Genomic DNA, 22,830 nt, shown 5'->3' with positions numbered 1-22,830 from the left:
CGGTGGCCTGGGCTCAGGTGATCGCCCCGTCTGCCAGGACGGCATGTACGCCCCAAGTCTCGTTCACAACCTGTGTGACGCGCATGTCCACGACCGAACTGGCGAGTGCGGTGGCTGTGCCCCTGTCGACGTCGTAGAGACGCTGCATCCACGTGACCATCGCGGCGAGGGCTTCCGCCATGGCCAGATTGAGGTCTGCCTTGAACCCGAACGTGATCCGCCCGTGGGGAGTTACGGCGTGCAGGCCGGAGATCGGGGCGTCAGTGACGATGTCGAGTACCACTTCTGTCGTCATAGGACACTCGATCGCGGTGCCGGACACCTCGCCATCGCCTTGCGCGGCATGGCCATCGCCGAGGTGCAGCAACGCGCCGGGTACGCTGACCGGCAGGAACAACGTCGCCCCCGCCGTCAGCTCCCGGCAGTCGATGTTTCCACCGGCAGTGGATCGGGGCGGGATCGTGGAGTGCCGGCCGGGCTCATTCGGCGGCATGCCGATCACGCCGAGGAACGGCGAGGTCCGTACGGTGTGGCCGCGGTCGCTGGTGGCAGTCCCACCGTCGGCGTCGATCTCCCACAGCAGCCAGGAAGGCGGTCCTGTGAGACCGAGCGCGCGGTTCAACGCGTTGTCCTTGGCACCGGCGACGGTCCAGCCCCAGTCGCCCGGGCGGACCGAAACGATACGGACCGCGAGCACATCCCCCGGCTTGGCATGACGTACTTCGATGGGACCGCTGAGGCAGTGGCCGCGCTTCCCCTCGAACATGGTCGGCCGCTGCTCTCCTGGCGAGTGTTGCCGTTCGAGAAACCCAGCCGCATCAAGTGATCGCACGACAACGGTGTCGCCTGGGTCCACGGTCAGCACAGGTGGCGCACCACGGTCGAACACGTCCGTCGTGAATCCGGGCTCAGGATGCAGTTCGTGAGCGGTCACACCGATCCCCCATTCCCGTGGGGCCCGACAACCAGTTCGGCCGACCTGGCTCGAGACACACAGGCCATCACACTGGAAAGGCGTTCCCCTTCGGTCAGCACGGAGTCACGATGCTCCACCTCGCCGCCGAGGACCGCAAGACGGCAGGTGCCGCAGATGCCAGCCTCACAGGACGACTCGACGCGAATGCCGTCACGGCGTAAGGCGGCAAGCAGCGAGAGATGCGCGGGAACCTTCACCCGGCGCCCAGTGGCAGCCCAGACTGCGGTGAACGGCAAGGACATCCCCGCGGGACCGGCTGTGAACTCCTCCATGTGGATCCTGCTCATGCGCCAGTGAGGCGTCAGCCTCTGCACGGCACGCATGAGCGGAGCGGGCCCACAGCAGTAAACGCGCACGTCGTCGTCTGGAACGGCAAGATATGGCCACAGATCAAGCAACCCGCGGTCATCACTGTGGTGCACAGTGTCCTCCGGGCCGTCGAACTCCTGCAGGAACGGGGTTTCCTCGGCGGATTGAGTCAGATACAGCAGCTGCACACCAGTGCGGCCCGCGACGCGTAGCCGGCGCACCATCGCCCGGACAGGCGTGATGCCGATGCCTCCGGCGATGAACAAGTACCGGGGCGAGGGCTTGAGGGGAAACCTGTTGACTGGCACGGACACCAGGAGGTCGACGCCCACCACCACGTCATCGTGCATACTCACCGAACCGCCCCGGCCGTCGTTGTCGCGGCGCACACACACGACATACTCCTGCGGTTGGGCGCCACCCGGTTCGACAAGGCTGTAGCTGCGCTTGTGGCCGGCTGGAGTGGTCACCACGATGTGCGCACCAGGCTCATACGCCGGCAGCGCGGACCCTTTGGCGTCCCGCAGGACAAAGCGCCGGACGGTCGGCGTAAGGTCGCTCGCCTCGCTGACCCGCAGACGCAACTCAGGCGACGAACTCACTGTCCTTCTCCACGACTCCTGCTGTGCGGACTTCCAGGTAGATTCCCATGAACTGATGCCCGTACGTCCTGTCGATCATGGTGCACACCGGCAGGTCGCGGCAGCCGGTCACCGGATTGACCTCGGTCGCGGCGCAGCGCTTGGTCCGACGCACGGCCTGTACGCGCACGCCGCCCAGGTCGAGCTCCTGACCGATCGTGTCCAATTCGGACCACGCCGGTAGTCCATCCACGTATACATTGGCGCGGAATCGAATAGGATCGACCACGGTGCCAGTGCGTGACTCCAGGTCGCGGACCGAAGCCAGATTGATCAACGAGATCCAGTCCATCGGTCCATCCCCGGCGGCGGCTGCGTCAGTGAAGCGCCTGCCCGATTCCCGCGCGAGCAACGGTGCGACACCCACAGGCAGGTCGAGAACGCGCGTGAAGAACCGGACAGCGTCGTCGCGACCTTCCTGAGTGCTCAGATCGGCCTTCAACACGTCGTGGCCTGCGACTCGCGCAGTAAGGACATCGGTCTCCGTATCGAGGTGCGTGTCGAGTGCGGCGAAACGATGGTCCGAGACCAGGGCGAAGAACTCCTGTTTTGGCAGTCCGGCACGCGTCCCGGGCCGGTATCTGCCATCCGGCCGGGCAAGCGCGAACATCCGGTCGTTCGGAAAACCCCTGCCCGGCCGGAGTACAACGCGGTCCAGCGGCTGCGCGCTGAGCCCTTTCACCGGGTAGACGAACAGCTCTCGCACCCAGCCTCGCCTCTTCACCATGGAGGCGTTCCGTCAACAGTCGTGTCCGGCGCCACGACCCGTGCGCGACGGCGGAGGCGGCGTACGGCTTCAATGATGCCGGTGATCACGAACGCGAGCCCGACACCGACGGCGATCGCCAGCAGAGTGTTCTCCTGGAACACAACGCCGCCGAGGTATCCGGTGAGTGCGGTGTAAGCACTCCACGTGGCGGTGGCGAATCCGACGAACAGCATGTACTTGCCCCATGGGTAGCCGACGATTCCGGTGGACAAGGTGGCCAGGTAGCGCCCGACCGGGATGAACCGGGTGGTCACCAGGATGAAACCGCCGCGGGCGTCGAGTTCGCGGACGAACCAGTCGTGCGCCGCGCGGCGTTTGGTGCCGGGTGGCAGTCGCTTGAGCACTCGCACACCGAGCAGTCGTCCAACGGTGTAGGGGACGAGGTCGCCGAGGAAGGCGCCCAGCGTCGTGGCGGCGATGACGAGCACGATGTTGGTCTGCCCGGTCCCGGCGTAAACGCCTGCGACGATCACGACGGCTTCGCTCGGAATCAGCGGGAGGAAGGAGTCCAGAAAGGACACCGCGATGAGCACGGCGTACAGCCATGGTGAGGTGATGAGGGATTCGGCGAGCTCCAGCCAGTCGATCATCGGTAACCGCCCGCCGGATCGGAGAACACCGCGAAGTGCGGATGGATGGTCACAGGGAATTCCTTCCGGAGGTCAGCAGAGACTGGAGCTGGGAGCCGGCTGCAATCCGACAGTGGACTCGGTCCCGTCCACCAGTGCGGAAACGGTCTCGATCACGGCTGCACACCGGGGATCCTGGTGCACGGCGTCCACAATGCGTTCGCGGTCCGCGGCGTCTTCGAAGCGCCGAATCCAGACGAAGGCGTCCTCGTCGCCGATCACGGTGAACGCTCCCACCACGTGCATCCCCAGCTCCTGGTGCAGCGGGATGACGGTCTCGTCCATGTAGCGAGCCAGTTCGGTGCCGAGGCCGGAACGGGCGTGCTCCGTGCGGATCTCGTAGAACATGGATGGTTCTCCTTCAGGACTTGGGTGTGATGCGCGCGGCGGCGAGCGCGTAGGCTTCGGGAGATCCTTCCCACGGGCCGGTTCGCATCACCGCCCAGTGAGTGATCAGCCAGCGCCCGCCGAGCTTGCGAAGCTTGAGCCGCCAGTAGCCACGCATCGTGCAGTAGTCGACGACGCCGGGCTCCGCGGGGACGTGGTGGTACGCGACCATGTGCGTGCGGCACTCGGCCACGTCGCCCGACAGTTGCACGACGAGGTTGGAGGCGGCGTGATGGGTGCAGTCGAAGCCCGCCAAAGTCCCACGGGCCAACTCGACCAGGTCGTCGGTCACCAGGGTCGTCGGCGGCCTGCCGAAGTGATGTGTCGACAGATCCAGGAGAACCTCGTCGGCGAACAGTCGCCGCAGAGCAACCCAGTCCTTGTCGTCCTGAGCATGCGCGAGACCGGCGACGACATCGGCGATGGCCAACCGGTCCATCAGTTCGTCCACTGTGGTCACATCGGAACCTCCGCTTCTCTTTCGATCAACGGCAGAACAAGGCGGCTGAGGTGAGCCGGTCCATGGTGGACTCGGTTGACCGCGACGACGACGTCGTCCTCGCCGTCGGTGGCGATCGTCCTGCCTGTATTGGTGTTGCGGTCGTAGCGGGGGAAGTTGCTGCTGGAAACCTCAAGCCGAATGCGGTGCCCGGGCAGGAATACGTTCGAGGTGACGCACAGGTCGATAGTCAGTTCATAGACCGTTCCCTGTTCCAGGGGCGCCGGATCGGTGAGCGACTCGCGGTAGCGGGCACGCTGGATGCCCTCACACAGCAGGATCGCTTTGCCGTCAGGGTGTACGTCAACGAGTTTGCCGGTGAAGTCGGTGTCCGGCGCCGAGGAGGAGACGTGCAGAACCAGGGTGACGTGGCCGGTGACCTCCACGGGGCGCTCGAGGACGGCTGTGGTGAAACACAGCACGTCCTCGCGCGTTTCCACCGCCGCTTGGTCGGCCGGTCCCGGGTAGGCGCCGGACACGGCAGCGAGCACAGTGCCGCCCAGGCTCGGAACCGGGCGGAGTGGGTTGTAGAGAAAGGTGTCCGTCGCCTCCGCTGATGCGGCGTCGCGCGTCAGGATGCCGTCGCCGGTAGCGGTGTTCGCTCGGCCGTCCCCCGCGAGAAAGAAGTCGGTGTAGCGGGTGTCAGGCAGCGGCCAGTCCACCTCATCGCGCCACTGGTCGATGCCCATGACAAAGATCCGGACCCGGTGCCCGTCGTCGGGATCCTCCGCCCGGCCGCGGACCCAGTGATCGAAGAACCGCAGGTGCGCGCCGGTGATGTCAGTGGTCTTGATACTGCCTGCGAGTCCGAACGACCGGTCGGGAAAGGTGCCGAGGTCGGTACCGTCGGCGTGGCACCAGGGCCCGATGAGCAGCCGCTGACCGTCGCGGGCCGCAGCACTGCCACCGTGGCGGCGCATCGTGGTGTAGGACCGCACGGTTTCGCCGATGAACACGTCGTACCAGCCTCCGACTTGGAGCGCCGGGACGGCGACGCTGCCGCTGTGGTCGATCGCCGCGACCTCCTGCCAGAACGCGTCCCGCTCTGGATGACCTAGCACCTCGCCGACCCAAGGCAGGCAACGGGTCAGTGCGTCGCGGTCGGCGACCGGTAGCGGGTCGTGCAGCAGCCGCGGATCGTCCAAACCCGACAGAAGCGCTTGCACGTCGGCCGGGTCACCACGTCCGTCGGCGAGCTCGCGGCGCAGATTGCGCAGAGCCGAAAGCGTGCCCCAGGTCAGCACGGCGTCCTGCGACAACGCACCGCCCGGCGAATACCACGGTGCCCCGTACAGGTCGGCGGAGCTCATCACGGGCGCGATCGCACGCAGCGCTGGCACATCCCGCACGGCCGCCAGCCATTGCGTGAATCCCATGTAGGACCCGCCCCACATACCAACCGCGCCGTCACACCACGGCTGCTCAATCAGCCACGTGATGGTGTCGACACCGTCGCAACCCTCATGGACGTTCGGTACGAACGTTCCGGGCGAGCGGAAGGTCCCGCGGACGTCCTGTGCCACCACCGCGTACCCGGCTTCCACGAAAGCGAACACGTCCGGCAGCTTCGGGTTGCCGAATGTTCCGGCGTCGTCCTTGCCGTAAGGGGTGCGGATCAGGAGCACGGGGAACGGTCCCGGCCCTGCAGGCCGCCACACGTTGGTGGCGAGCGCGATGCCATCGCGCATCGGCACCGCAACGTCCACCTCCACAGCGAACGTCATGCCCGCACCCAGTTCTGCGCCGGATGCTGGTTGATCATCCAGTGGCTGAACGCGGCGTAATGCCGCGCGAACTCCTGCGGGGTGGGCGCGTGCTCGACCGCCGCGGACAGCTGCGCGGCGTGGGCGTACCGGGGAATCTGGCTGGCCTGGTAGGCAGCCAGCGCGGCGGGTACGTCGCCGCCAGGAGTGAGCAGACCGCCGAGCAGGGCTGCGTCCTCGATGCCCAGTGTCGCGCCGGCCGTGATGTGCGGCGACATCGCATGGGCCGCGTCCCCAGCCAGCACGACCCGAGCGGAAACCCAGTGTGGCAGCGGCGGCACGAGCATGATCTGGTTGTGCAGGATCTTGTCCTCGGGCGTCGCGGCGATCAGCTCGGACAGGACATCGTCCAGCCCGTCGTCCTCGAGGTGGACGGCCCGTTCCAGGGCTTGCTGCTTCAGGGTGCCGGTCAGCGCGGGTGAGTTGAACTGGTTCACCAGCCAGTAGACGTTCCCGTCGTGGGTGCGTATGTAGCCGCCCCGGCAGCCATGGGTGCCCAGGATCAGCCGGTCCTCAGGCACGCTGATGCCGCTGGTCGGGATGACTGCGCGCCAGGCGTGGTGGCCGGGATGTTCCTGTGCCTCAGCGCCCGGCACCAATTGCGAGCGCACCGTCGAATACGCCCCGTCCGCGCCGACGAGCACGTCGGCGTTTTCGCTGCTGCCATCGGAGAACCGGACCGTGACATGGTCCGTGTGCTCCTTGTAGGCGTTGAACCCGGTGGCCAGGCGGATATTGCCCCGCCCCACGGTGTCGGCGAGCAGATCGTTCAGCTTCGCCCGGTGCACCAGCAGGTACTGGTGATCCTCGGCACCGAATTCCGGTGTTTCGAGCAGCCGCCCGGCCGGATCGTGGAAGTACATCTCGCTGGGTTTGCCGATGGCGCGCACCTCGTCACCGATGCCGAGCTCGTCGAACACCGCCAGCGCGTTGGCCCAGAGTCCCAGCCCCGCGCCCGCGGCGCGGATCTCCGGCGCGTGCTCATGGATCACTACTTCGATCCCAGCGCGACGCAACGCGATCCCACTCGTCAGGCCCACGATCCCGGCACCGATCACCACAGCCCGCACAGTCCACTCCTGGTCATGTTCTTGAATCCGAGTCGTCCCCGACCGTAGGAACAGCGGCCGATTCACACCAGTGCAACGTCGGTACACAGTTATTTCGGATGTGATAATCGGCAGGTGGACTACGTTGATCTGAATCTGATCGAGGCATTGGACGCGCTGCTCGCCGAGAACAGCGTGACCAAGGCCGCAGCGCGCCTGCACACCTCGGCACCGGCGATGAGCCGCGCCCTGGCCCGATTGCGACGCGTCTTCGACGACCCACTCCTCGTGCGTGCCGGACGCGATCTCGTGCCCACACCCCGGGCCTTGGAACTGCGCGGCGAGGTGCACGCTGTCGCCACTCGAGCGCGAGCACTGTTCGCGCCGTCGAACGCTGCCGATCCGCGGACCGCAGTACGCACATTCGACCTACAGGTCACCGACATGCTGTCCACGACATTCATCCCGTCGCTCATCGACGACCTGCGAGTCCAGGCTCCCGGCATCTCACTGCGCCTGAGGCCGGAGAATCTCGAAGACACCCCGGCGTTGCGGGAAGGGTTGGTAGATCTGGAAATCGGAATCATCCGCCCCGGCGATCCAGAGATCCGCTCAGAAACACTCGTCACAGAGGCGTTGATCGCCGCAGTACGACCCGACCATCCACTCGCGACAGCGAAAACCGTCACGCCACAACAGTTCGCCGCAGCCGATCACATCGTCGTATCACGACGCGGCCGAGCCCACGGACCAATCGATGACCAACTCGCCGACCTAGGCTTACGCCGACGCGTAGTCGCCGTAGTCCCAACCTTCGCCGGGGCACTGTTCCCAGCCCGCGAAACCGACGTCATCTGTGTCGCCCCAGCCAGACTAGGACGGCCGATGCTGGACGCACTCGGCCTCCGCACATTCCCGATCCCCCTGGCACTACCACCTGTGACGCTCGGCATGGCGTGGCACCCACGCAACCACCACGACCGCACGCACCAATTGCTACGCGAGCGCACCCGTCACATCATGGCCGCAGCCGTCGGCACCGGGTGATTCAGCATCGCCGCGTCACCGCGAACGGTGGAGTCGCGGACCTCCACTCGTCGCCCTGTTCAACGAGGCCAAGGCACCCCCCGCACGGTCGCCCTGCCGCTCGGCGATCAAGAAGCTCATCCTTGACCTGGCCCGCGAAAACCCGCGCTGGCCCGCGGTGCCAGCTTCGACGTCTTTGGCGAAGCCTCAGTGGCGCCGGCCCACTAGTAACGGTCGCCTGGCCGGCAGCGGTCCGGGGTGTACTGCACGAGCGACTTTGCGTTGGCACGGCTGAGGTTCCAGCTTTGCCAGCTTTTGTCGCCCAGCCGGTCGCCTAGGTCGAGCATGGCGCACTCGCGTAGGTCTGGTGGCAGCTTGATCAGCTCGGGCGCGGCGTCGGCGGACAATGTGGTCAGGTACATCGTGTCGATCTTCCCGGTTTCCTGGTAGCGGGCCACATTGTGCTGGGCGATCAGCCGTTCCGGGTTGAGCCACGCGAACAACAGGAGCCCGCCCAGCGCCGCGCCCGCCATCGCCCGCGGCAACCATTTGGCCTCCAGCCGGACACCGGCCGCGATCACCAGCAGGTACACCACGCCGAGCCACAGTTCGATCGCCTCGACGAGCAGGCGCTGCACAGTGAAGCCGTAAGCCTGCTGGTAGGTCCACATCCGGCTCAACGCGGAGGCCACGACCACAAGCATCAGGACGCACAACGCACCGAGCAGACCACGCAGCCAGGCGCGGTCGCGGGCCGTTTCCCTTGGCGCGTAACGTGCTGCCGCGCCGACAACGCCCAGCGTGAGCAGCGTGACGGCCAGGAGCTGCCAGAATCCGCTGCGGGCGTACTCGGCGAAGGTCGTGCCGGACGTCCGCTGCACGTAGTCCGCGCCGCCGAACAGCACGGCGAACTGGATGACCGCGAACCCGGTGAACAACGCCACCAGGATCCCGACCGGCAACGCCCATTCCACTCTGGACAGACGGGAGCGGTCCCGGTCGGATTCCGCGAAATGCGGTGGTGCGGAGATCGCGAGGCTCGCACCGGCCGCGCCGAAGGCCACCAAACCGAACAGCAGGAACCACCGGGCGACCGCGTCAGCGTCCACAGTGGGCCAGAAGTCGTCCAGAATCGCGGCGAACGCGGCGTCGGCACTGGCCAGCAACGGCACGAAGACCAGCAGCAGAATGACGCTTACCAGCACCGACTGTACGACTCGCATCGACTGCCTGGTCGCCCTGCGCCGCAAGGCGCCCAGCCCGCGATACACCCACGGGATCGCCATCAGACTCGCGATTCCGACCGAAATCGAACTGAGCAGGACCCCTGCTATCGACCGGCCATCAGTCAGCGCGAGCGAGGCCGCGACGCAGGCACCCATGATGCAGAGCATGAACAACCAGTCGGCGTCCCGTAGAACTGTCACTCCCACAAGGGATAACGACAGTACGCCCCACATCACGGGCAAAGGTTTCAGTCGCCCCATCACCATCCAGGCGGAACCGGCGCACACGACGGCCACAATGAAGTAGCCGATCCCGGAATAGGTCTCCGGTAAGGCAATCGCACCGGCAAGTCCGGCGATTCCAATGGCCAGCAAGGTTTTCGGCGTCGCCGGCTCAGTCGGCTTGGACCAGGTCATCATCGAGTCGCGGGCAGGCGTCACTACAACAGGTACGTTCATGGGTTTTCTCCGTGGACAGTGTCAGCCGGGCTGACCAGGCAGAACGACTCGGATGGTGGCGGGCTCGACGACGGAGATCTCGCCACCGTGCAGGTCGACGACCCACCGTGCGATGGCCAGCCCCAGACCGGTGCCACCGCCGGCGCGCTCGCCGCGGGTAAAGCGTTCGAAGACTCGCTCACGGTCGGCCGGGGCGATGCCGGGGCCCTGGTCGCGGACCTCGATCAGGACACCGCCGTCCCCGGTCGGCCGGGAGATCAGCGTGACCTCGCCGCCGCTCGGCCCATGCCGGGCGGCGTTGTCCAACAGGTTCCAGATGACCTGGTGCAGCCGGGCCCGATCGGCGAACACCTTGCCAGGGCGGACATCCAGGGTGAACCGGGCGCCGCGGCCGGACACCTCGGCCTCGGCGACGGCCTCGTCGAGCATCGGCGAGATCTCGAAGTACTCCCGGTGCAACGGCGACACCCCAGCGTCCACACGGGACAGATCAAGCAGCTCGGAGACCAGGCGGCCGAGCCGTTCGGTCTGGGCGAGCGCGGTTTTCATGGTGGTCGGGTCCGGCTCGGCGACCCCGTCGACCACGTTCTCCAGCACTGCCCGCAACGCCGAGATCGGCGTTTTCAGCTCGTGGGAGACGTTGGCGATCAGTTCCCGGCGTTGCAGGTCGGCCGTTTCCAGGTCGGCGGACATCTTGTTGAAGGCCCGGGCCAGCTCGCCGACCTCGTCGCGGGATGTTGCCCGCACCCGGCGTGAGTAGTCGCCGCGCGCCATCCCCCGGGCGGCGGCAGTCATCTCACGCAGTGGTTTGGTCATCCCGTGCGCCAGGATCTGGGATGTGATCATGCCGATGCTGATCGAGATGATCGAGGTGTACATCGGAATCCACTGCAGCCGGATCCAGAAGTAGGTCAGCGCCGCCGTGCCGGCCCCCACGACCAGCAGCCCGATCTTCAGTTTGATCGACCGGATCGGGTCCAGCGGCCGTGGCAGGCCCTTCACCTGGGCACCTCCAACGCGTAACCCACACCGTGCACAGTCCGGATCAAGTCGGCGCCCAGCTTGCGGCGCAAAGCCTTGATATGGCTGTCCACGGTGCGTGTGCCCGACGAGTCCGACCAGCCCCACACCTCGGTGAGCAGACGTTCGCGCGGGATCACCGCACGGGGCCGCCCAGCGAGGTGCACGAGCAGGTCGAACTCGGTCGGCGTGAGGTGTGCCTGCTCACCGGCCCTGTGCACCCGCCGTTCCACAGGGTCGATCTCCAGGTCACCCAGCACGATCCTGATGGTGTCCGGCTGGTGGCCGTTGCGGTCCACCCGCCGCAACAGGGCGTGCACCCGCGCCGCCAGCTCCCTGATCGAGAACGGCTTGGTCATGTAGTCGTCGGCGCCGACGGCGAGACCGACCAGCAGATCGGTCTCGTCGTCCCGTGCGGTCAACATCAGCACAGGCACAGGACGGTGTGCCTGCACCCGACGGCACACCTCAAGGCCGTCGAACCCGGGCAGCATCAGATCGAGCACGATCAAGTCCGGCGCTGATGAGACCGCCCGTTCGACCGCGGACGGCCCGTCATTGGCTATTTCGACCTCAAACCCCTCCGCACGCAGCCGCGCGGCCACTGATTCCGCGATCGTCAGCTCGTCCTCGACGACCAGGATCCGTCTTTGCCCCTCCCGCATGAGCACGACTGTATGCCCACGTTATGGAGACGGCCCGGGGTAAATGTGAACATCCTGTGGATGTCTGAGCGCTGTCGGTTTCCTGTCGATCCGACCGATTGGCCCGGCGCTGCGAAAGGATTCACCCCGCAACACATGCCAACGATAGGAGTGAGCATGTCCCGTAGATTCAGTGTGCTGGCCGCGCTGGCGCTGGGGGCGACCCTCGTCGGCGCCGCGCCGGCCGCCGCCACGGAGTCTCGGCACGGCGGCGGTTCGTTCCCGGCGGAGTTCGCGTTGCCGAACGGCTTCATGCCGGAGGGCATCGCGATCGGCGACGAGCCGACAGCGTATTTCGGCTCCCGGGCCGACGGGTCGCTTTTCCGCGTCGACCTGCGCACTGGCAAGGGCGAGGTGTTCAGCAAGGGGCCCGGCACACCGTCGGTCGGCGTGAAGGTCGACCGCAGGAAACGGGTGTTCGTGTCCGGTGGTTCCGGCGGCGACGCGCGTGTGGTCGACGCCAGGTCAGGCGCGGTGCTGGCCAGCTACAAGTTCGCGGACTCCGACACGTTCGTGAACGATGTGATCGTCACCGAGAAGGCGGCTTACTACACCGATTCACGCAAGGCGGTGCTGTACAAGATCCCGTTCGGCCGGCACGGCAAACTGCCGGCGACGTTCACGTCCGTCCCGTTGACCGGGGATTTCGTCCTGACCCCTGGCGTGAACAACGCGAACGGCATCGCTGAGACGCCCAACGGCCGGTCGCTGCTGATCGTGCAGAGCAACACCGGCAAGCTGTTCAAGGTCGACCCAGCCACCGGTGTGACCAAGGAGGTCGACCTCGGCGGCGAGGTGCTGACCAACGGCGACGGCCTGCTCGTCGAGCGGAACACGCTGTACGTCGTGCAGAACCGCCTGAACACCGTCGGCGTTTTCAAGCTCGACTGGCCGGGGACCTCCGGCAAGCTCGTCACCAAGGTCACCGACCCGCGCTTCGACGTGCCGACCACGGTCGCGTCGTTCGGCAAGCGCTTGTACCTGCCGAACGCGCGTTTCAACACCCCGCCAACGCCTGACACGCCTTACAACGCGGTGGCTATCCCGAAGCCCTAAGAACAGATAGCTCCCTGGGCTGCCGAGCCGACGAGGCGGGCGTATTTGGCGAGTACGCCAGTCCGCCTCGGCGGCTCCGGCGCGGTCCAGCCCTTTTTGCGGTTCTCCAGTTCCTCCGGCGTGATGCCGAGATCCAGGGTCCTGCTCTCCATGTCGAGCACGATCGGGTCGCCGTCCTGCACGAACGCGATCGGGCCGCCGTGCGCGGCTTCCGGCGCCACATGGCCGATGCACAGACCTGTTGTGCCACCTGAGAAACGTCCGTCAGTGAGCAAGAGGACGTCCTTGCCCAGACCCGCGCCCTTGATCGCACCGGTCACCGCGAGCATCTCGCGCATGCCCGGTCCGCCGCGCGGTCCTTCGTACCGGATCACGACCACGTCGTTCGGCTGCAACGACTCCAGCGCGTCCATCGCGGCTTTCTCGCCGTCGAAAACCCTTGCGGTGCCTTCGAACCGGGACGAGTCGAAGCCCGCGCTCTTCACCACGGCGCCTTCCGGCGCGAGGCTGCCGTGCAGGATCGTCAGCCCGCCGGTCGGGTGGATCGGGTTCTCCAGCTTGCGGATGACCTCGCCGTCCAGGTCCGGCGGCGCGAGATCGGCAAGATTCTCAGCCAGTGTCCTCCCGGTCACGGTCAGACAGTCGCCGTGCAGGAAACCCGCGTCCAGCAAGGCTTTCATCACCATCGGCACGCCGCCGACCCGGTCCACGGCCGTCATCACATAGCGCCCGAACGGTTTCACGTCCGCGAGGTGCGGTACGCGGTCACCGATCCGGGTGAAGTCGTCCAGCGTCAGGTCGACTTCGGCTTCGTGCGCGATGGCCAGCAGGTGCAGCACGGCGTTCGTCGAACCGCCGAGCGCCATCACGACTGCGATCGCGTTCTCGAACGCCTGCTTGGTCAGGATCCGGCGAGCGGTGATGCCCTTGGCCAGCATTCCGACCACGGCCTCACCGCTGGCCCGGGCGAACGTGTCACGCCGCCGATCCACCGACGGCGGACTCGCCGAGCCGGGCAGTGACATGCCCAGCGCCTCGGCCGCGCAGGCCATCGTGTTCGCTGTGTACATCCCGCCACATGCGCCCTCACCTGGGCAGATGGCGCGTTCGATCTTGTCGACCTCCTCGCGGGTGATCAGTCCGCGAGCGCACGCGCCGACCGCTTCGAACGCGTCGATGATCGTGACCTCACGGCCGTCGACCGAGCCGGGCAGGATCGAGCCCGCGTACAGGAACACCGCCGCGACATCGAGCCGCGCGGCCGCCATGAGCATGCCCGGCAGACTCTTGTCGCAGCCCGCCAGCAGGATCGCGCCGTCCAGCCGTTCGGCCTGCATCACGGTCTCCACCGAGTCCGCGATCACCTCCCGTGAGACCAGCGAGAAGTGCATTCCCTCGTGACCCATGGAGATACCGTCGGACACCGAGATCGTGCCGAACTCCATCGGGAAGCCGCCGGCGGCGTGCACGCCCTGCTTGCCCGCCTGCGCCAGCCGCTGCAGCGAAAGGTTGCACGGGGTGATCTCGTTCCACGAGGACGCGACCCCGATCTGCGGTTTGGCGAAGTCCTCGTCGCCCATCCCGACGGCCCGGAGCATTCCCCGGGCCGCGGCACGCTCCAACCCATCAGTGACGTCGCGGCTGCGCGGCTTGAGATCCATGCCGCGAGCCTAGCCCCGGCTGGAGCACCGGGCAGGGGTCACTCGATGGCCGGCGGCGGCCTGCGGTTCTGGATCTCCTTGGTGCCCTGGACCAGCATGATGATGCCGTCGATCAGGCACCAGATCACGCCGACGCCGATCAGCGCCAGCAGCAGCTGGGCCGTGGCTGTGCGGTTGTCGCCCATGTAGAAGCGGCCGATCCCGAACGGCAGCAGGATCTGCAGCAGGCCTCCGGCGATCTTGTAGCGCTCGCCGGGGACCACCAGTTCGTACCGGTGGACGTGAACCGGCGCCCCGGACGGTGGTGGCAGGTACTGCGGGGCTGGGGCGGGCGTGGCCATGAAGGCCGGGTGCGGTGGCGGGAGGTCGGCGAACAGGGGCCTGAGGTCCGCCCTGGTCTCGGCCTCCACCGCCTTGCTGACGCGTTCGTCATACTCGGCCACGGGCAGCCGGCCATCGGCGAAGTGGTCGCCGAGCACCTTGAGCGCTTCGTCCCGCTCCTTGGTGCCGATCCGCAGGAAGTCCGGGTCGCTCACGCGCGCAACATTACTCAATCGGGGGAACAACATCGGCCGGGAGCTGTGCACCAGTCCAATTGGACCGGGTGGGGTGATCTAGGGTTCAGGCATGTCCGTGGACGGCGTCATCGCCGGGTATCTCGATCATCTGGCGGTCGAACGAGGGACCGCACGCAACACGCTGGACTCCTACAGCCGTGACCTCCGGCGGTACGCGGACTATCTTGGCACCACTGACTTCGCCGCCGTCACCGAGCAGCGCGTAGCGGAATTCCTTGCTGTGCTAAGGGAAGGCGACTCGGAGCATCCGCCGCTGGCCGCGTCCTCCGCCGCCCGCGCGCTGGTCGCTGTGCGCGGTCTGCACAAATTCGCAGTGCGGGAAGGACTGGCGGAAAACGATCCCGCGCGCGCCGTACGTCCACCACAGACACCACGCAGGTTGCCAAAGGCCCTGCCATTGGATGATGTGTTGCGGCTGCTTGAGATTCCGGGTGACGGTGTCGCGCAATTGCGAGATCGAGCCTTACTGGAACTGCTGTACTCGACCGGCGCCCGGATCTCCGAGGCAGTCGGCCTGGACATCGACGACATTGACACGATCGAGCGAACCGCGTTGCTGGACGGCAAAGGCGGCAAACAACGGCTCGTACCGATCGGGCGTCCTGCGCTGGCCGCGCTCGACGCGTATCTGGTGCGTGCACGACCGAGTCTCGCGAAACGCGGCACGCCCGCGGTGTTCCTCAACCAACGGGGTGGACGGTTGTCACGGCAGAGCGCGTGGCAGGTGCTCAAGGACTCCGCCGACAGATCCGGAGTCACCGCAACAGTTTCCCCACACACGCTTCGTCACTCTTTTGCCACACATCTCCTGGAAGGAGGGGCCGACGTTCGGGTGGTTCAGGAACTACTTGGCCACGCATCCGTAACCACAACGCAGATCTACACGCTAGTAACGGTGAACACGCTCCGCGAGGTGTACGCGACCGCTCATCCTCGCGCGAACGGTTAACGGATAATCTGACAGGGGCCGGACAAAACGGAGGTGTAGCGGACGATGTTTGGGGTTGAGGAGCCTGCTCACGAGCAGCTCTCCCTGACGGACGTGCTGCACGCGCTCAGCGACCCGACCAGACTCGCCGTCGTGGCCCAGTTGGACAGGGTCGGCGAGATGTCATGCGGTTGTCTCAATGTCACCGTCGCCAAATCGACCTTGTCGCAACACCTGCGGGTATTGCGTGAGGCAGGCGTGACACATACGCGGCCGGACGGCAACCAACGGTGGCTTTCAGTACGCAGAGATGCCCTGGACGCCCAGTTCCCGAGCCTTCTCGACGCGGTTTTGACCGCACACGCACGGGCCACGGTGATAGTCGTCTGAAATTGCCGATACGGCTCCTTACCGGCGAGGCGCGTTGCCACGTGGGTTGGGCACCCTTAGTCTGCCGCCAGACCGGACGACAAGGAGCTAGGTCGGCATGTCGACATTCGAGTCAGCGGCGCAGCCTTACGGCGTGCCGGGGCACGCCTCGGCACCGCCTTACCCGACGGCGTCCGCGCCCGCGCCTTGGCCGGTGACGCCGGCAGGAGATCCACAGCCGTCGCCGCCACCCGCGCAGCCGCAGTACACCCAGCAACCTGCTGCTCAGTCATACCCGCAGCAACCTGCGCAGCAGCCACCACCAGCGCAACAGCCTGAGCGTCCACCGGTCGCGGCAGCGCCGGCGCGCCCAGTTGAGGATCCTTTGAGTCTCCCCGCCAAGCCAGGAACAGACGCCGACGAGGACGACCCGTCGACCGGCCCCGACGGGTCGATCGGACCGACGGGCCGTCCGAAGCGGCACATCCCCGAACCGGCCATGCTGCACACGCACGGTCCGGCGAAGGTCTTGGCGATCTGTAACCAGAAGGGTGGCGTCGGCAAGACGACGTCGGCCATCAACCTCGGTGCCGCGCTGACCGAATTCGGCCGTCGCGTGCTGCTGGTCGACTTCGACCCGCAGGGCGCGCTGTCGGTCGGCCTGGGGATTCTGCCGCACCAGCTGGACCAGACGATCTACAACGTGCTGATCGAACGTGCCGCGGACCTCGACGACGTGGTCATGCGCACCACGGTCGAGGACCTCGACCTGCTGCCCAGCAACATCGACCTGTCCGCGGCCGAGGTGCAGCTCGTGGCCGAGGTGGGTCGTGAGCACGCCCTGCTGCGCACGTTGCGGCCCGTGATCGACAAGTACGACTACATCCTGGTCGACTGCCAGCCTTCGCTGGGCCTGCTGACGGTGAACGCCCTGGCCGCGGCCGACGGCGTGCTGATCCCCCTGGAGTGCGAGTACTTCAGCATGCGCGGGGCGGCGCTGCTGATGGACACCATCCAGAAGGTACAGGAACGGCTGAACCCGAAGCTGGAGATCACCGGCATTCTCCCGACCATGTTCGACCCCCGTACCCTGCACTCACGCGAGGTGATGGCCCGCGTTGTGGAGAGGTTCGGGGATATCGTGTTCGACACCGTGATCAACAGGACTGTGCGTTTCCCGGAGACGACAGTCGCCGGGGAGCCGATCACCAAGTGGGCGCCGCGTTCGGCCGGTGCCAAGGCCTACCGTGCGCTCGCCCGAGAGGTGATCGCCAGGTGAACCGCCGCGCCCCATTGCCGGGTGCGGCCGAGCTCTTCCGCCCAACAACTCCACCAGTGCCGGAGACCCGGCCGTCGGTGGGCCGGGGTGGCTCGCCGCGCCAGAAACACGACACCAAGATCACGGTGTACGTCTCTGACGAGGAACTCCTGTCGTTGGAACACGCCCGGCTCGCGCTGCGCGCCAAGCACGGGCTCGCGGTCGACCGCGGCCGTGTCGTGCGTGAGGCGATCGCCGTGCTGCTGGCCGACCTGGAGGAATACGGCGAGGAGTCGCTGCTCGTGCGCCGGCTTCGCCAGGAAAACGGGCAGTGACGACCGCTTTGACCTCATCAGAGGAGCCCGCGCCGCCGCCGCCGAAGTTCACAGTGAAGCTGTCGAACTTCGAGGGCCCGTTCGACCTGTTGCTGCAATTGATCTCGCAGCACGAGATGGACGTGACGGAAGTTGCACTCCATCGGGTGACAGACGACTTCATCGCGTACATCCGGGCGGTGGGCAAGGATTTCGACCTCGACGAGACCACGGAGTTCCTGGTGGTCGCGGCGACACTGCTCGACCTGAAGGCGGCCCGGCTGCTGCCGGCGGGCGACGTCGAGGACGAAGAAGACCTGGCTCTGCTGGAAGCCCGTGACCTGTTGTTCGCCCGGCTGCTGCAATACCGGGCCTACAAGCAGGTCGCGGCATTGTTCTCGGAGCTCGAGGCCAACGCTTTGCGGCGGTATCCGCGCTCGGTCGCCTTGGAGGACCGCTACACCGCGCTTCTGCCCGAAGTAATGCTCGGTGTCTCGCCGGAGAAATTCGCCGAGATCGGTGCGGCCGTATTCCGCCCGAAACCGCCGCCCACTGTGTCGCTGGCCCACGTCCACCTGCGCCAGGTCTCGGTCAAGGAGACCGCAGGCCTCCTGCGGGTCCGGCTGGCCGAAGCGGGCACACTGACGTTCGCTGAGCTGGTCGCGGACTGCGAGCACATCACGGATGTGGTCGCCCGGTTCCTGGGCCTGCTGGAGCTCTACCGCGAGGCCGTCGTGCTGTTCGAGCAGGACGAGCCACTCACCGAACTGCGGGTCAAATGGACCGGCGGCAGCGTCGAGGAGGCCAAGGCCGCCGCCGAGGCCGCCCGGACCAGCACCGAGGAGGAGGAATACGGGTGACCCCGCCCGAGCACGACCCCACCCCAGCCGACCCCTCGGCCGAACCCCAGCCCTCCGCCGCCGAGGCCCCTGCGGTCTCGCCAGAGGCACCCCAAGAGCCCTCGGACGCACCCGAGGACGCCGAGCACCAGCCGGAGTCTTCTGATCAGTCTCCTGACCTGTCGGTAGACGCGGATGAGGCGAGCCACAGCGCCGACCCTGAGCCGCCCGATCGGTCGATAGACGACGCCGAGGCTTCCGACGGGTCGGCAGAGAGCGAGGAGGGCGCTGCCGGGGACGAAGAAGCCGTCGCGGTCGCCTCGGCCCTGCCGGATCTGACCGAAGACGAGGCGCTGCACTCGGCGCTGGAAGCGCTTCTGCTGGTAGTCGACTCCCCGGCCGAAGTGGAGCTGCTGGCCGGCGCCCTGGACGAGCCGGTCAAGCGAATCCGCGGGGCCCTGAAAACCATGGCGGCCGGCTACGCGGAGAACAACCGGGGCATAGACCTCAGGGACGTAGGAGGAGGCTGGCGCTTCTACACCCGCGACAAGTACGCGCCATTCGTGGAGAAGCTCCTCCTGGACGGCCAGCGGGCGAAACTCACCAGGGCGGCGCTCGAGTCGCTCGCGGTGATCGCCTACCGTCAGCCGGTCACCCGGGCGAGGGTCGCGGCGGTACGTGGTGTGAACGTCGACGGCGTGATCCGGACGCTGCTGGCGAGGGGTCTGATCGAGGAGACCGGCACCGACAAGGACACGGGTGGCATCCTTTACCGGACGACCGAGCTGTTCCTGGAGCGGTTGGGGCTGTCCTCGCTGGAGGACCTTCCCCCGATCGCCCCCCTGTTGCCCGAAGTGGATGCGATCGACGATGTCTGAAAGCCCGGAAGGTGTCCGGCTGCAAAAAGTCCTGTCCAAGGCCGGTGTGGCCAGCAGGCGGGCCGCCGAGGACCTGATCGCGGAGGGCCGGGTGAGTGTCGACGGCCAGGTCGTGCGCGAGTTCGGCCGCCGGGTCGATCCGAAGAACGCCGTCATCCATGTGGACGGCGTGCGGGTCGTGCTCAGCGAGGACATGGTCTACCTCGCGTTCAACAAGCCGCTCGGCGTGCACAGCACGATGACGGACGACCGCGGCCGGCCGTGTGTGGGTGACTACATCCACAAGTACGAGCGCAACGCGAACGCGGGGATCTTCCACGTCGGACGGTTGGACGCGGACTCCGAAGGCCTCCTGCTGCTCACCAACGACGGCGACCTCGGCCACCGCCTGACGCACCCGTCCTACGAAGTGCCGAAGACCTACATGGCCGAAGTGCCCGGGCCGGTGTCACGCGAGGTCGGCAAGCGGTTGCGCGAGGGCGTGGAGCTCGAGGACGGCATCGCCAGGGCGGATTCGTTCAAACTGATCGATTCGATGCCGGGCAAGGCGATGGTCGAGATCGTGCTGCACGAGGGCCGTAACCGGATTGTGCGGCGGATGCTGGACGAGGTCGGTCACCCGGTCGAGCGCTTGGTTCGGACCGCGTTCGGTGATGTCCGGCTGGGCAACCAGCGGCCCGGCACGATGCGTGCGCTCAACCGTAACGAGGTGGGCGCTCTGTTCGCGGCCGCGAAGCTGTGAACCGTCCGTACACCATTCTCAGCTGTGCGATGTCGGTCGACGGCTACATCGACGACGCGCACCCCGAGCGGCTGGTCCTGTCCGGCGATGAGGACTGGGACCGGGTCGATGAGCTGCGGGCGAGTTGCGACGCGATTCTGGTCGGTGCCAACACGATCCGGTCGGACAACCCGCGGCTACGGGTCCGGTCGCAGCGGCGCCGGGCCGAGCGCGTGGCGCGCGGCCTGCCTGCCAACCCGTTGCGGGTCACCATGACCAGGGCGGGCGGGTTCGATCCGGATGCCGAGTTCTTCGCTGACGACAACCACGTTGTGTACGAACGGGCTGAACTGTCCACAGTGGTCGAAGACCTCTATCGGAGGGGCGTGCGGCGGCTGATGGTCGAGGGCGGAAGCTCAGTGCACACGGGGTTTCTCACGAGCAATCTAGCCGACGAGATCCAGCTCGCGATCGCGCCGATCTTCGTGGGCGACAGTCGCGCACCGAGGTTCGTCAACGACGGCGAATTCGCCAAGGACCGCATGGTTCTTGGCGACATCAGCCGAGTCGGCGACGTTACCGTGATGCGGTTTTTCCCTGACGCGGACCGGTACTGGCTGCGCGAGTGCGTTTCCGAGTCGCTCAAGTGCCCACCGTCGGAGACGGCGTACCCGGTCGGCGCGGTGATCGTCGGCGCGGACGGCCGGGAAATCGCGAGGGGATACTCGCGTGAGACCGACCCCACCGCGCACGCCGAAGAAGAAGCCCTGGCCAAGGTCACTCCCGGTGACCTGAGGCTGGCGACCGCGACCATCTACAGCTCGCTGGAACCCTGTAGTACGCGCAAATCCAGGCCGCGTAGCTGTTCACAGTGGATTCTCGACGCCGGCATCCCGCGTGTGGTGTTCGCGCTGCGCGAGCCGTCACGTTTCGTGGTCGGTGAAGGTTTCGAGCAGTTGTCGGCGGCCGGAGTGTCCGTCGTGGAGCGTGCGGATCTGGCGCCGGAAGCCGGCCAGGCGAGTCCGTTGTACCGTTGAGACTGTCCCGCGTTACTCCATTTGAGTGACGCGCTGGTCTAGACCCTTGATTTTCCTGTGGTCTAAACCACATGTTTAGGCATCGCTCCGGCCCTGCAGCTTTACAAGGAGACTGATGTCCAAACTTCGATGGCCCCATCTCGCGGGCCTGGTCACTGCCACAGCCGCGCTGGTACTCGGCATCGCCGTGGTGCCCGCGAACGGCGCCGGCGGCGTCTCGGCGACCTTCACCAAGGGATCGGACTGGGGCACCGGCTACGAGGGCAAGTACACGATCACCAACGGCAGCCCGACGGCGCGCACGTCGTGGACGGTCGAGTTCGACATGCCGTCCGGGCACCGCGTCTCTTCGCTCTGGGAAGGCAGCTACACCACGAGCGGGCAGCACGTGACCGTGAAGAACACCTGGAACGGCAGCATCGCACCGGGTGCCTCGGTCAGTTTCGGCTTCAACGTGGCCTATTCCGGCGCGTTCACCGCCCCTGCCAACTGCAAGCTGGACGGCGGATCCTGTTCGGCCACGGGCCAGCCGCCCACTGACCCACCGCCGACCGACCCACCGCCCACGGACCCACCTCCCGGACCGGGTGGCAACAAGACCCTGGGCTACTTCACGCAGTGGGGCGTCTACGGCCGCAACTACCACGTGAAGAACATCGTGACCAGCGGTTCTGCCTCGAAGCTGACGCACATCAACTACGCGTTCGGCAACGTCGTCAATGGCCAGTGCGTGCTCGGCGACATCTACGCGGACTACGACAGGGCCTACAGCGCAGCCGAGAGTGTGGACGGCGTCGCCGACACGTGGGACGCAGGCGCCCTGCGTGGCAGCTTCAATCAGCTACGCAAGCTGAAGAAGGCCTACCCGCACATCAAGGTGCTGTTCTCGTTCGGCGGCTGGACCTGGTCCGGCGGCTTCGGCCAGGCCGCGCAGAACGCTGCGGCGTTCGCGAACTCCTGTTACAACCTGATCGAGGACCCACGCTGGGCCGATGTGTTCGACGGTATCGACATCGACTGGGAATACCCGAACGCGTGCGGCCTGTCCTGCGACACCAGCGGGTTCGCGGCGTTCAAGAACCTCTCGCAGGCCCTGCGCAACCGGTTCGGCGCCGGCTACCTGGTCACCGCCGCGATCACGGCCGACGGCTCCAACGGCGGCAAGATCGACGCGGCCGACTACGGCGGCGCCTCGCAGTACCTCGACTGGTACAACGTCATGACCTACGACTACTTCGGCGCCTTCAACGCGCAGGGCCCGACCGCCCCGCACTCGCCGTTGACGTCGTACCCCGGGATCCCGCAGGCCGGTTTCAACTCCGACGCGGCGATCCAGAAGCTGAAGAGCAAGGGCGTTCCGGCCGGCAAACTGTTGCTGGGCGTCGGTTTCTACGGTCGCGGTTGGACCGGCGTGACGCAGAGTGAGCCCGGTGGAACGGCGACAGGCGCCGCGCCAGGCACGTACGAAGCGGGCATTGAGGACTACAAGGTGCTCAAGACCCGTTGCCCGGCAACCGGAACCATTGCCGGCACGGCGTATGCGAAGTGCGGCAACGAATGGTGGAGCTACGACACCCCGGCCACCATCAGCGGCAAGATGTCCTGGACGAGGAGCCAGGGCCTCGGCGGCGCCTTCTTCTGGGAACTGTCCGGCGACACGGCCAACGGTGAGCTGATCACCGCGCTGCGCGGCGGACTGAACTGAGTACCACAGCCCTCGTGAGCGGAGGAGTC

General features: G+C 66.6%; 24 protein-coding genes. 11 read left to right on the top strand and 13 right to left on the bottom strand.

Annotated elements, in window-relative coordinates; translation table 11 throughout:
* Positions 1-13: 13 nt before the first annotated feature.
* The 8 genes from JOF56_RS25595 to JOF56_RS25560 form a co-directional block, all read right to left on the bottom strand.
* Positions 14-934 (bottom strand): acetamidase/formamidase family protein, encoded by a 921-nt coding sequence (locus JOF56_RS25595; RefSeq protein ID WP_209642048.1) that lies wholly within the window; start codon positions 932-934, stop codon positions 14-16.
* Positions 931-1,887, bottom strand: a complete 957-nt coding sequence (locus JOF56_RS60205) for a PDR/VanB family oxidoreductase (protein ID WP_209642047.1) — start codon at positions 1,885-1,887, stop codon at positions 931-933. The genes JOF56_RS25595 and JOF56_RS60205 overlap by 4 nt, the downstream gene beginning before the upstream one ends.
* Positions 1,871-2,653: an MOSC domain-containing protein gene (locus tag JOF56_RS25585; RefSeq protein WP_209642046.1), complete on the bottom strand. Its 783-nt coding sequence runs from the start codon at positions 2,651-2,653 to the stop codon at positions 1,871-1,873. The genes JOF56_RS60205 and JOF56_RS25585 overlap by 17 nt, the downstream gene beginning before the upstream one ends.
* Positions 2,647-3,285 (bottom strand): DedA family protein, encoded by a 639-nt coding sequence (locus JOF56_RS25580; protein ID WP_209642045.1) that lies wholly within the window; start codon positions 3,283-3,285, stop codon positions 2,647-2,649. Before JOF56_RS25580 ends, JOF56_RS25585 begins: the two co-directional genes overlap by 7 nt.
* 72 nt (positions 3,286-3,357) lie before the next feature.
* Positions 3,358-3,672 carry an NIPSNAP family protein gene (locus JOF56_RS25575; RefSeq protein WP_209642044.1) on the bottom strand — a complete coding sequence of 105 codons (315 nt, stop codon included), beginning with the start codon at positions 3,670-3,672 and terminating at the stop codon, positions 3,358-3,360.
* 13 nt (positions 3,673-3,685) lie between these two features.
* Positions 3,686-4,171, bottom strand: a complete 486-nt coding sequence (locus JOF56_RS25570; RefSeq protein ID WP_209642043.1) for a nuclear transport factor 2 family protein — start codon at positions 4,169-4,171, stop codon at positions 3,686-3,688.
* Entirely contained in the window at positions 4,168-5,934 is a 1,767-nt protein-coding gene (locus JOF56_RS25565; protein ID WP_209642042.1) for a CocE/NonD family hydrolase, read from the bottom strand. Before JOF56_RS25565 ends, JOF56_RS25570 begins: the two co-directional genes overlap by 4 nt.
* Positions 5,931-7,043: an FAD-dependent monooxygenase gene (locus tag JOF56_RS25560; protein WP_209642041.1), complete on the bottom strand. Its 1,113-nt coding sequence runs from the start codon at positions 7,041-7,043 to the stop codon at positions 5,931-5,933. The genes JOF56_RS25565 and JOF56_RS25560 overlap by 4 nt, the downstream gene beginning before the upstream one ends.
* A gap of 114 nt (positions 7,044-7,157) precedes the next feature.
* On the opposite strand from JOF56_RS25560, the gene JOF56_RS25555 reads away from it, so the two are divergent.
* A complete protein-coding gene (locus JOF56_RS25555) occupies positions 7,158-8,069 on the top strand; it encodes a LysR family transcriptional regulator (protein WP_209642040.1) in 912 nt (303 codons plus the stop codon).
* A gap of 203 nt (positions 8,070-8,272) precedes the next feature.
* Here JOF56_RS25555 and JOF56_RS25550 read toward each other — a convergent pair whose 3' ends face one another.
* From JOF56_RS25550 to JOF56_RS25540, 3 genes are read right to left on the bottom strand one after another with little or no spacing between them, the layout of a single operon-like run.
* A complete protein-coding gene (locus JOF56_RS25550; RefSeq protein WP_245378396.1) occupies positions 8,273-9,733 on the bottom strand; it encodes a DUF4153 domain-containing protein in 1,461 nt (486 codons plus the stop codon).
* A gap of 21 nt (positions 9,734-9,754) precedes the next feature.
* Complete coding sequence (locus JOF56_RS25545) at positions 9,755-10,735, bottom strand: sensor histidine kinase (RefSeq protein WP_209642039.1); 981 nt, start codon at positions 10,733-10,735, stop codon at positions 9,755-9,757.
* On the bottom strand, positions 10,732-11,418 hold the full coding sequence (locus JOF56_RS25540; RefSeq protein WP_209642038.1) for a response regulator transcription factor: 687 nt from the start codon (positions 11,416-11,418) through the stop codon (positions 10,732-10,734). The genes JOF56_RS25545 and JOF56_RS25540 overlap by 4 nt, the downstream gene beginning before the upstream one ends.
* Before the next feature lie 156 nt (positions 11,419-11,574).
* On the opposite strand from JOF56_RS25540, the gene JOF56_RS25535 reads away from it, so the two are divergent.
* Positions 11,575-12,513 carry an SMP-30/gluconolactonase/LRE family protein gene (locus JOF56_RS25535; RefSeq protein WP_209642037.1) on the top strand — a complete coding sequence of 313 codons (939 nt, stop codon included), beginning with the start codon at positions 11,575-11,577 and terminating at the stop codon, positions 12,511-12,513.
* On the opposite strand, the gene ilvD is transcribed toward JOF56_RS25535, so the two are convergent.
* Both ilvD and JOF56_RS25525 read right to left on the bottom strand, forming a co-directional pair.
* Complete coding sequence (gene ilvD / locus JOF56_RS25530; RefSeq protein WP_209642036.1) at positions 12,510-14,174, bottom strand: dihydroxy-acid dehydratase; 1,665 nt, start codon at positions 14,172-14,174, stop codon at positions 12,510-12,512. The two genes, JOF56_RS25535 and ilvD, sit on opposite strands and share 4 nt — an antisense overlap.
* A gap of 38 nt (positions 14,175-14,212) precedes the next feature.
* The gene (locus JOF56_RS25525; RefSeq protein WP_307855255.1) at positions 14,213-14,710 is read right to left on the bottom strand and encodes a DUF1707 domain-containing protein; all 498 of its coding nucleotides are present in this window, start codon (positions 14,708-14,710) and stop codon (positions 14,213-14,215) included.
* Between the two features lie 91 nt (positions 14,711-14,801).
* Here JOF56_RS25525 and xerD point away from each other — a divergent pair, with 91 nt between their 5' ends.
* The 9 genes from xerD to JOF56_RS25480 all read left to right on the top strand — a co-directional run bounded on the left by xerD (position 14,802) and on the right by JOF56_RS25480 (position 22,801).
* Positions 14,802-15,701: a site-specific tyrosine recombinase XerD gene (gene xerD, locus JOF56_RS25520; RefSeq protein ID WP_209642035.1), complete on the top strand. Its 900-nt coding sequence runs from the start codon at positions 14,802-14,804 to the stop codon at positions 15,699-15,701.
* A 45-nt stretch (positions 15,702-15,746) separates the two neighbouring features.
* Complete coding sequence (locus tag JOF56_RS25515) at positions 15,747-16,070, top strand: ArsR/SmtB family transcription factor (RefSeq protein ID WP_209642034.1); 324 nt, start codon at positions 15,747-15,749, stop codon at positions 16,068-16,070.
* Positions 16,071-16,503: 433 nt separating this feature from the next.
* Complete coding sequence (locus JOF56_RS25510; RefSeq protein ID WP_307855802.1) at positions 16,504-17,328, top strand: ParA family protein; 825 nt, start codon at positions 16,504-16,506, stop codon at positions 17,326-17,328.
* Positions 17,325-17,642: a hypothetical protein gene (locus JOF56_RS25505; protein WP_209642033.1), complete on the top strand. Its 318-nt coding sequence runs from the start codon at positions 17,325-17,327 to the stop codon at positions 17,640-17,642. Before JOF56_RS25510 ends, JOF56_RS25505 begins: the two co-directional genes overlap by 4 nt.
* A complete protein-coding gene (locus JOF56_RS25500) occupies positions 17,639-18,481 on the top strand; it encodes a segregation and condensation protein A (protein WP_209642032.1) in 843 nt (280 codons plus the stop codon). Before JOF56_RS25505 ends, JOF56_RS25500 begins: the two co-directional genes overlap by 4 nt.
* On the top strand, positions 18,478-19,338 hold the full coding sequence (scpB, locus tag JOF56_RS25495; protein ID WP_307855254.1) for an SMC-Scp complex subunit ScpB: 861 nt from the start codon (positions 18,478-18,480) through the stop codon (positions 19,336-19,338). The genes JOF56_RS25500 and scpB overlap by 4 nt, the downstream gene beginning before the upstream one ends.
* Positions 19,331-20,080: a pseudouridine synthase gene (locus JOF56_RS25490; RefSeq protein ID WP_209642030.1), complete on the top strand. Its 750-nt coding sequence runs from the start codon at positions 19,331-19,333 to the stop codon at positions 20,078-20,080. Before scpB ends, JOF56_RS25490 begins: the two co-directional genes overlap by 8 nt.
* Positions 20,081-20,109: 29 nt before the next feature.
* Positions 20,110-21,096 (top strand): dihydrofolate reductase family protein, encoded by a 987-nt coding sequence (locus JOF56_RS25485; protein WP_209642029.1) that lies wholly within the window; start codon positions 20,110-20,112, stop codon positions 21,094-21,096.
* Positions 21,097-21,211: 115 nt separating this feature from the next.
* A complete protein-coding gene (locus tag JOF56_RS25480) occupies positions 21,212-22,801 on the top strand; it encodes a glycosyl hydrolase family 18 protein (RefSeq protein ID WP_209642028.1) in 1,590 nt (529 codons plus the stop codon).
* Positions 22,802-22,830: the final 29 nt, after the last annotated feature.

This window comes from Kibdelosporangium banguiense (genome assembly GCF_017876405.1).
Classification (GTDB): Bacteria; Actinomycetota; Actinomycetes; order Mycobacteriales; family Pseudonocardiaceae; genus Kibdelosporangium; species Kibdelosporangium banguiense.
The sequence above is the reverse complement of the archived record's forward strand: the minus strand, read 5'-3'. Positions and strand labels throughout refer to the sequence as shown.

Coding starts and splice junctions, on each gene's coding strand:
- JOF56_RS25585 (WP_209642046.1), bottom strand. CDS start 2,653: ATGGTGAAGAGGCGAGGCTGGGTGCGAGAGCTGTTCGTCTACCCGGTG.
- JOF56_RS25580 (WP_209642045.1), bottom strand. CDS start 3,285: ATGATCGACTGGCTGGAGCTCGCCGAATCCCTCATCACCTCACCATGG.
- JOF56_RS25575 (WP_209642044.1), bottom strand. CDS start 3,672: ATGTTCTACGAGATCCGCACGGAGCACGCCCGTTCCGGCCTCGGCACC.
- JOF56_RS25565 (WP_209642042.1), bottom strand. CDS start 5,934: ATGACGTTCGCTGTGGAGGTGGACGTTGCGGTGCCGATGCGCGATGGC.
- JOF56_RS25550 (WP_245378396.1), bottom strand. CDS start 9,733: ATGAACGTACCTGTTGTAGTGACGCCTGCCCGCGACTCGATGATGACC.
- JOF56_RS25540 (WP_209642038.1), bottom strand. CDS start 11,418: ATGCGGGAGGGGCAAAGACGGATCCTGGTCGTCGAGGACGAGCTGACG.
- JOF56_RS25535 (WP_209642037.1), top strand. CDS start 11,575: ATGTCCCGTAGATTCAGTGTGCTGGCCGCGCTGGCGCTGGGGGCGACC.
- ilvD (WP_209642036.1), bottom strand. CDS start 14,174: ATGGATCTCAAGCCGCGCAGCCGCGACGTCACTGATGGGTTGGAGCGT.
- xerD (WP_209642035.1), top strand. CDS start 14,802: ATGTCCGTGGACGGCGTCATCGCCGGGTATCTCGATCATCTGGCGGTC.
- JOF56_RS25515 (WP_209642034.1), top strand. CDS start 15,747: ATGTTTGGGGTTGAGGAGCCTGCTCACGAGCAGCTCTCCCTGACGGAC.
- JOF56_RS25490 (WP_209642030.1), top strand. CDS start 19,331: ATGTCTGAAAGCCCGGAAGGTGTCCGGCTGCAAAAAGTCCTGTCCAAG.
- JOF56_RS25485 (WP_209642029.1), top strand. CDS start 20,110: ATGTCGGTCGACGGCTACATCGACGACGCGCACCCCGAGCGGCTGGTC.
- JOF56_RS25480 (WP_209642028.1), top strand. CDS start 21,212: ATGTCCAAACTTCGATGGCCCCATCTCGCGGGCCTGGTCACTGCCACA.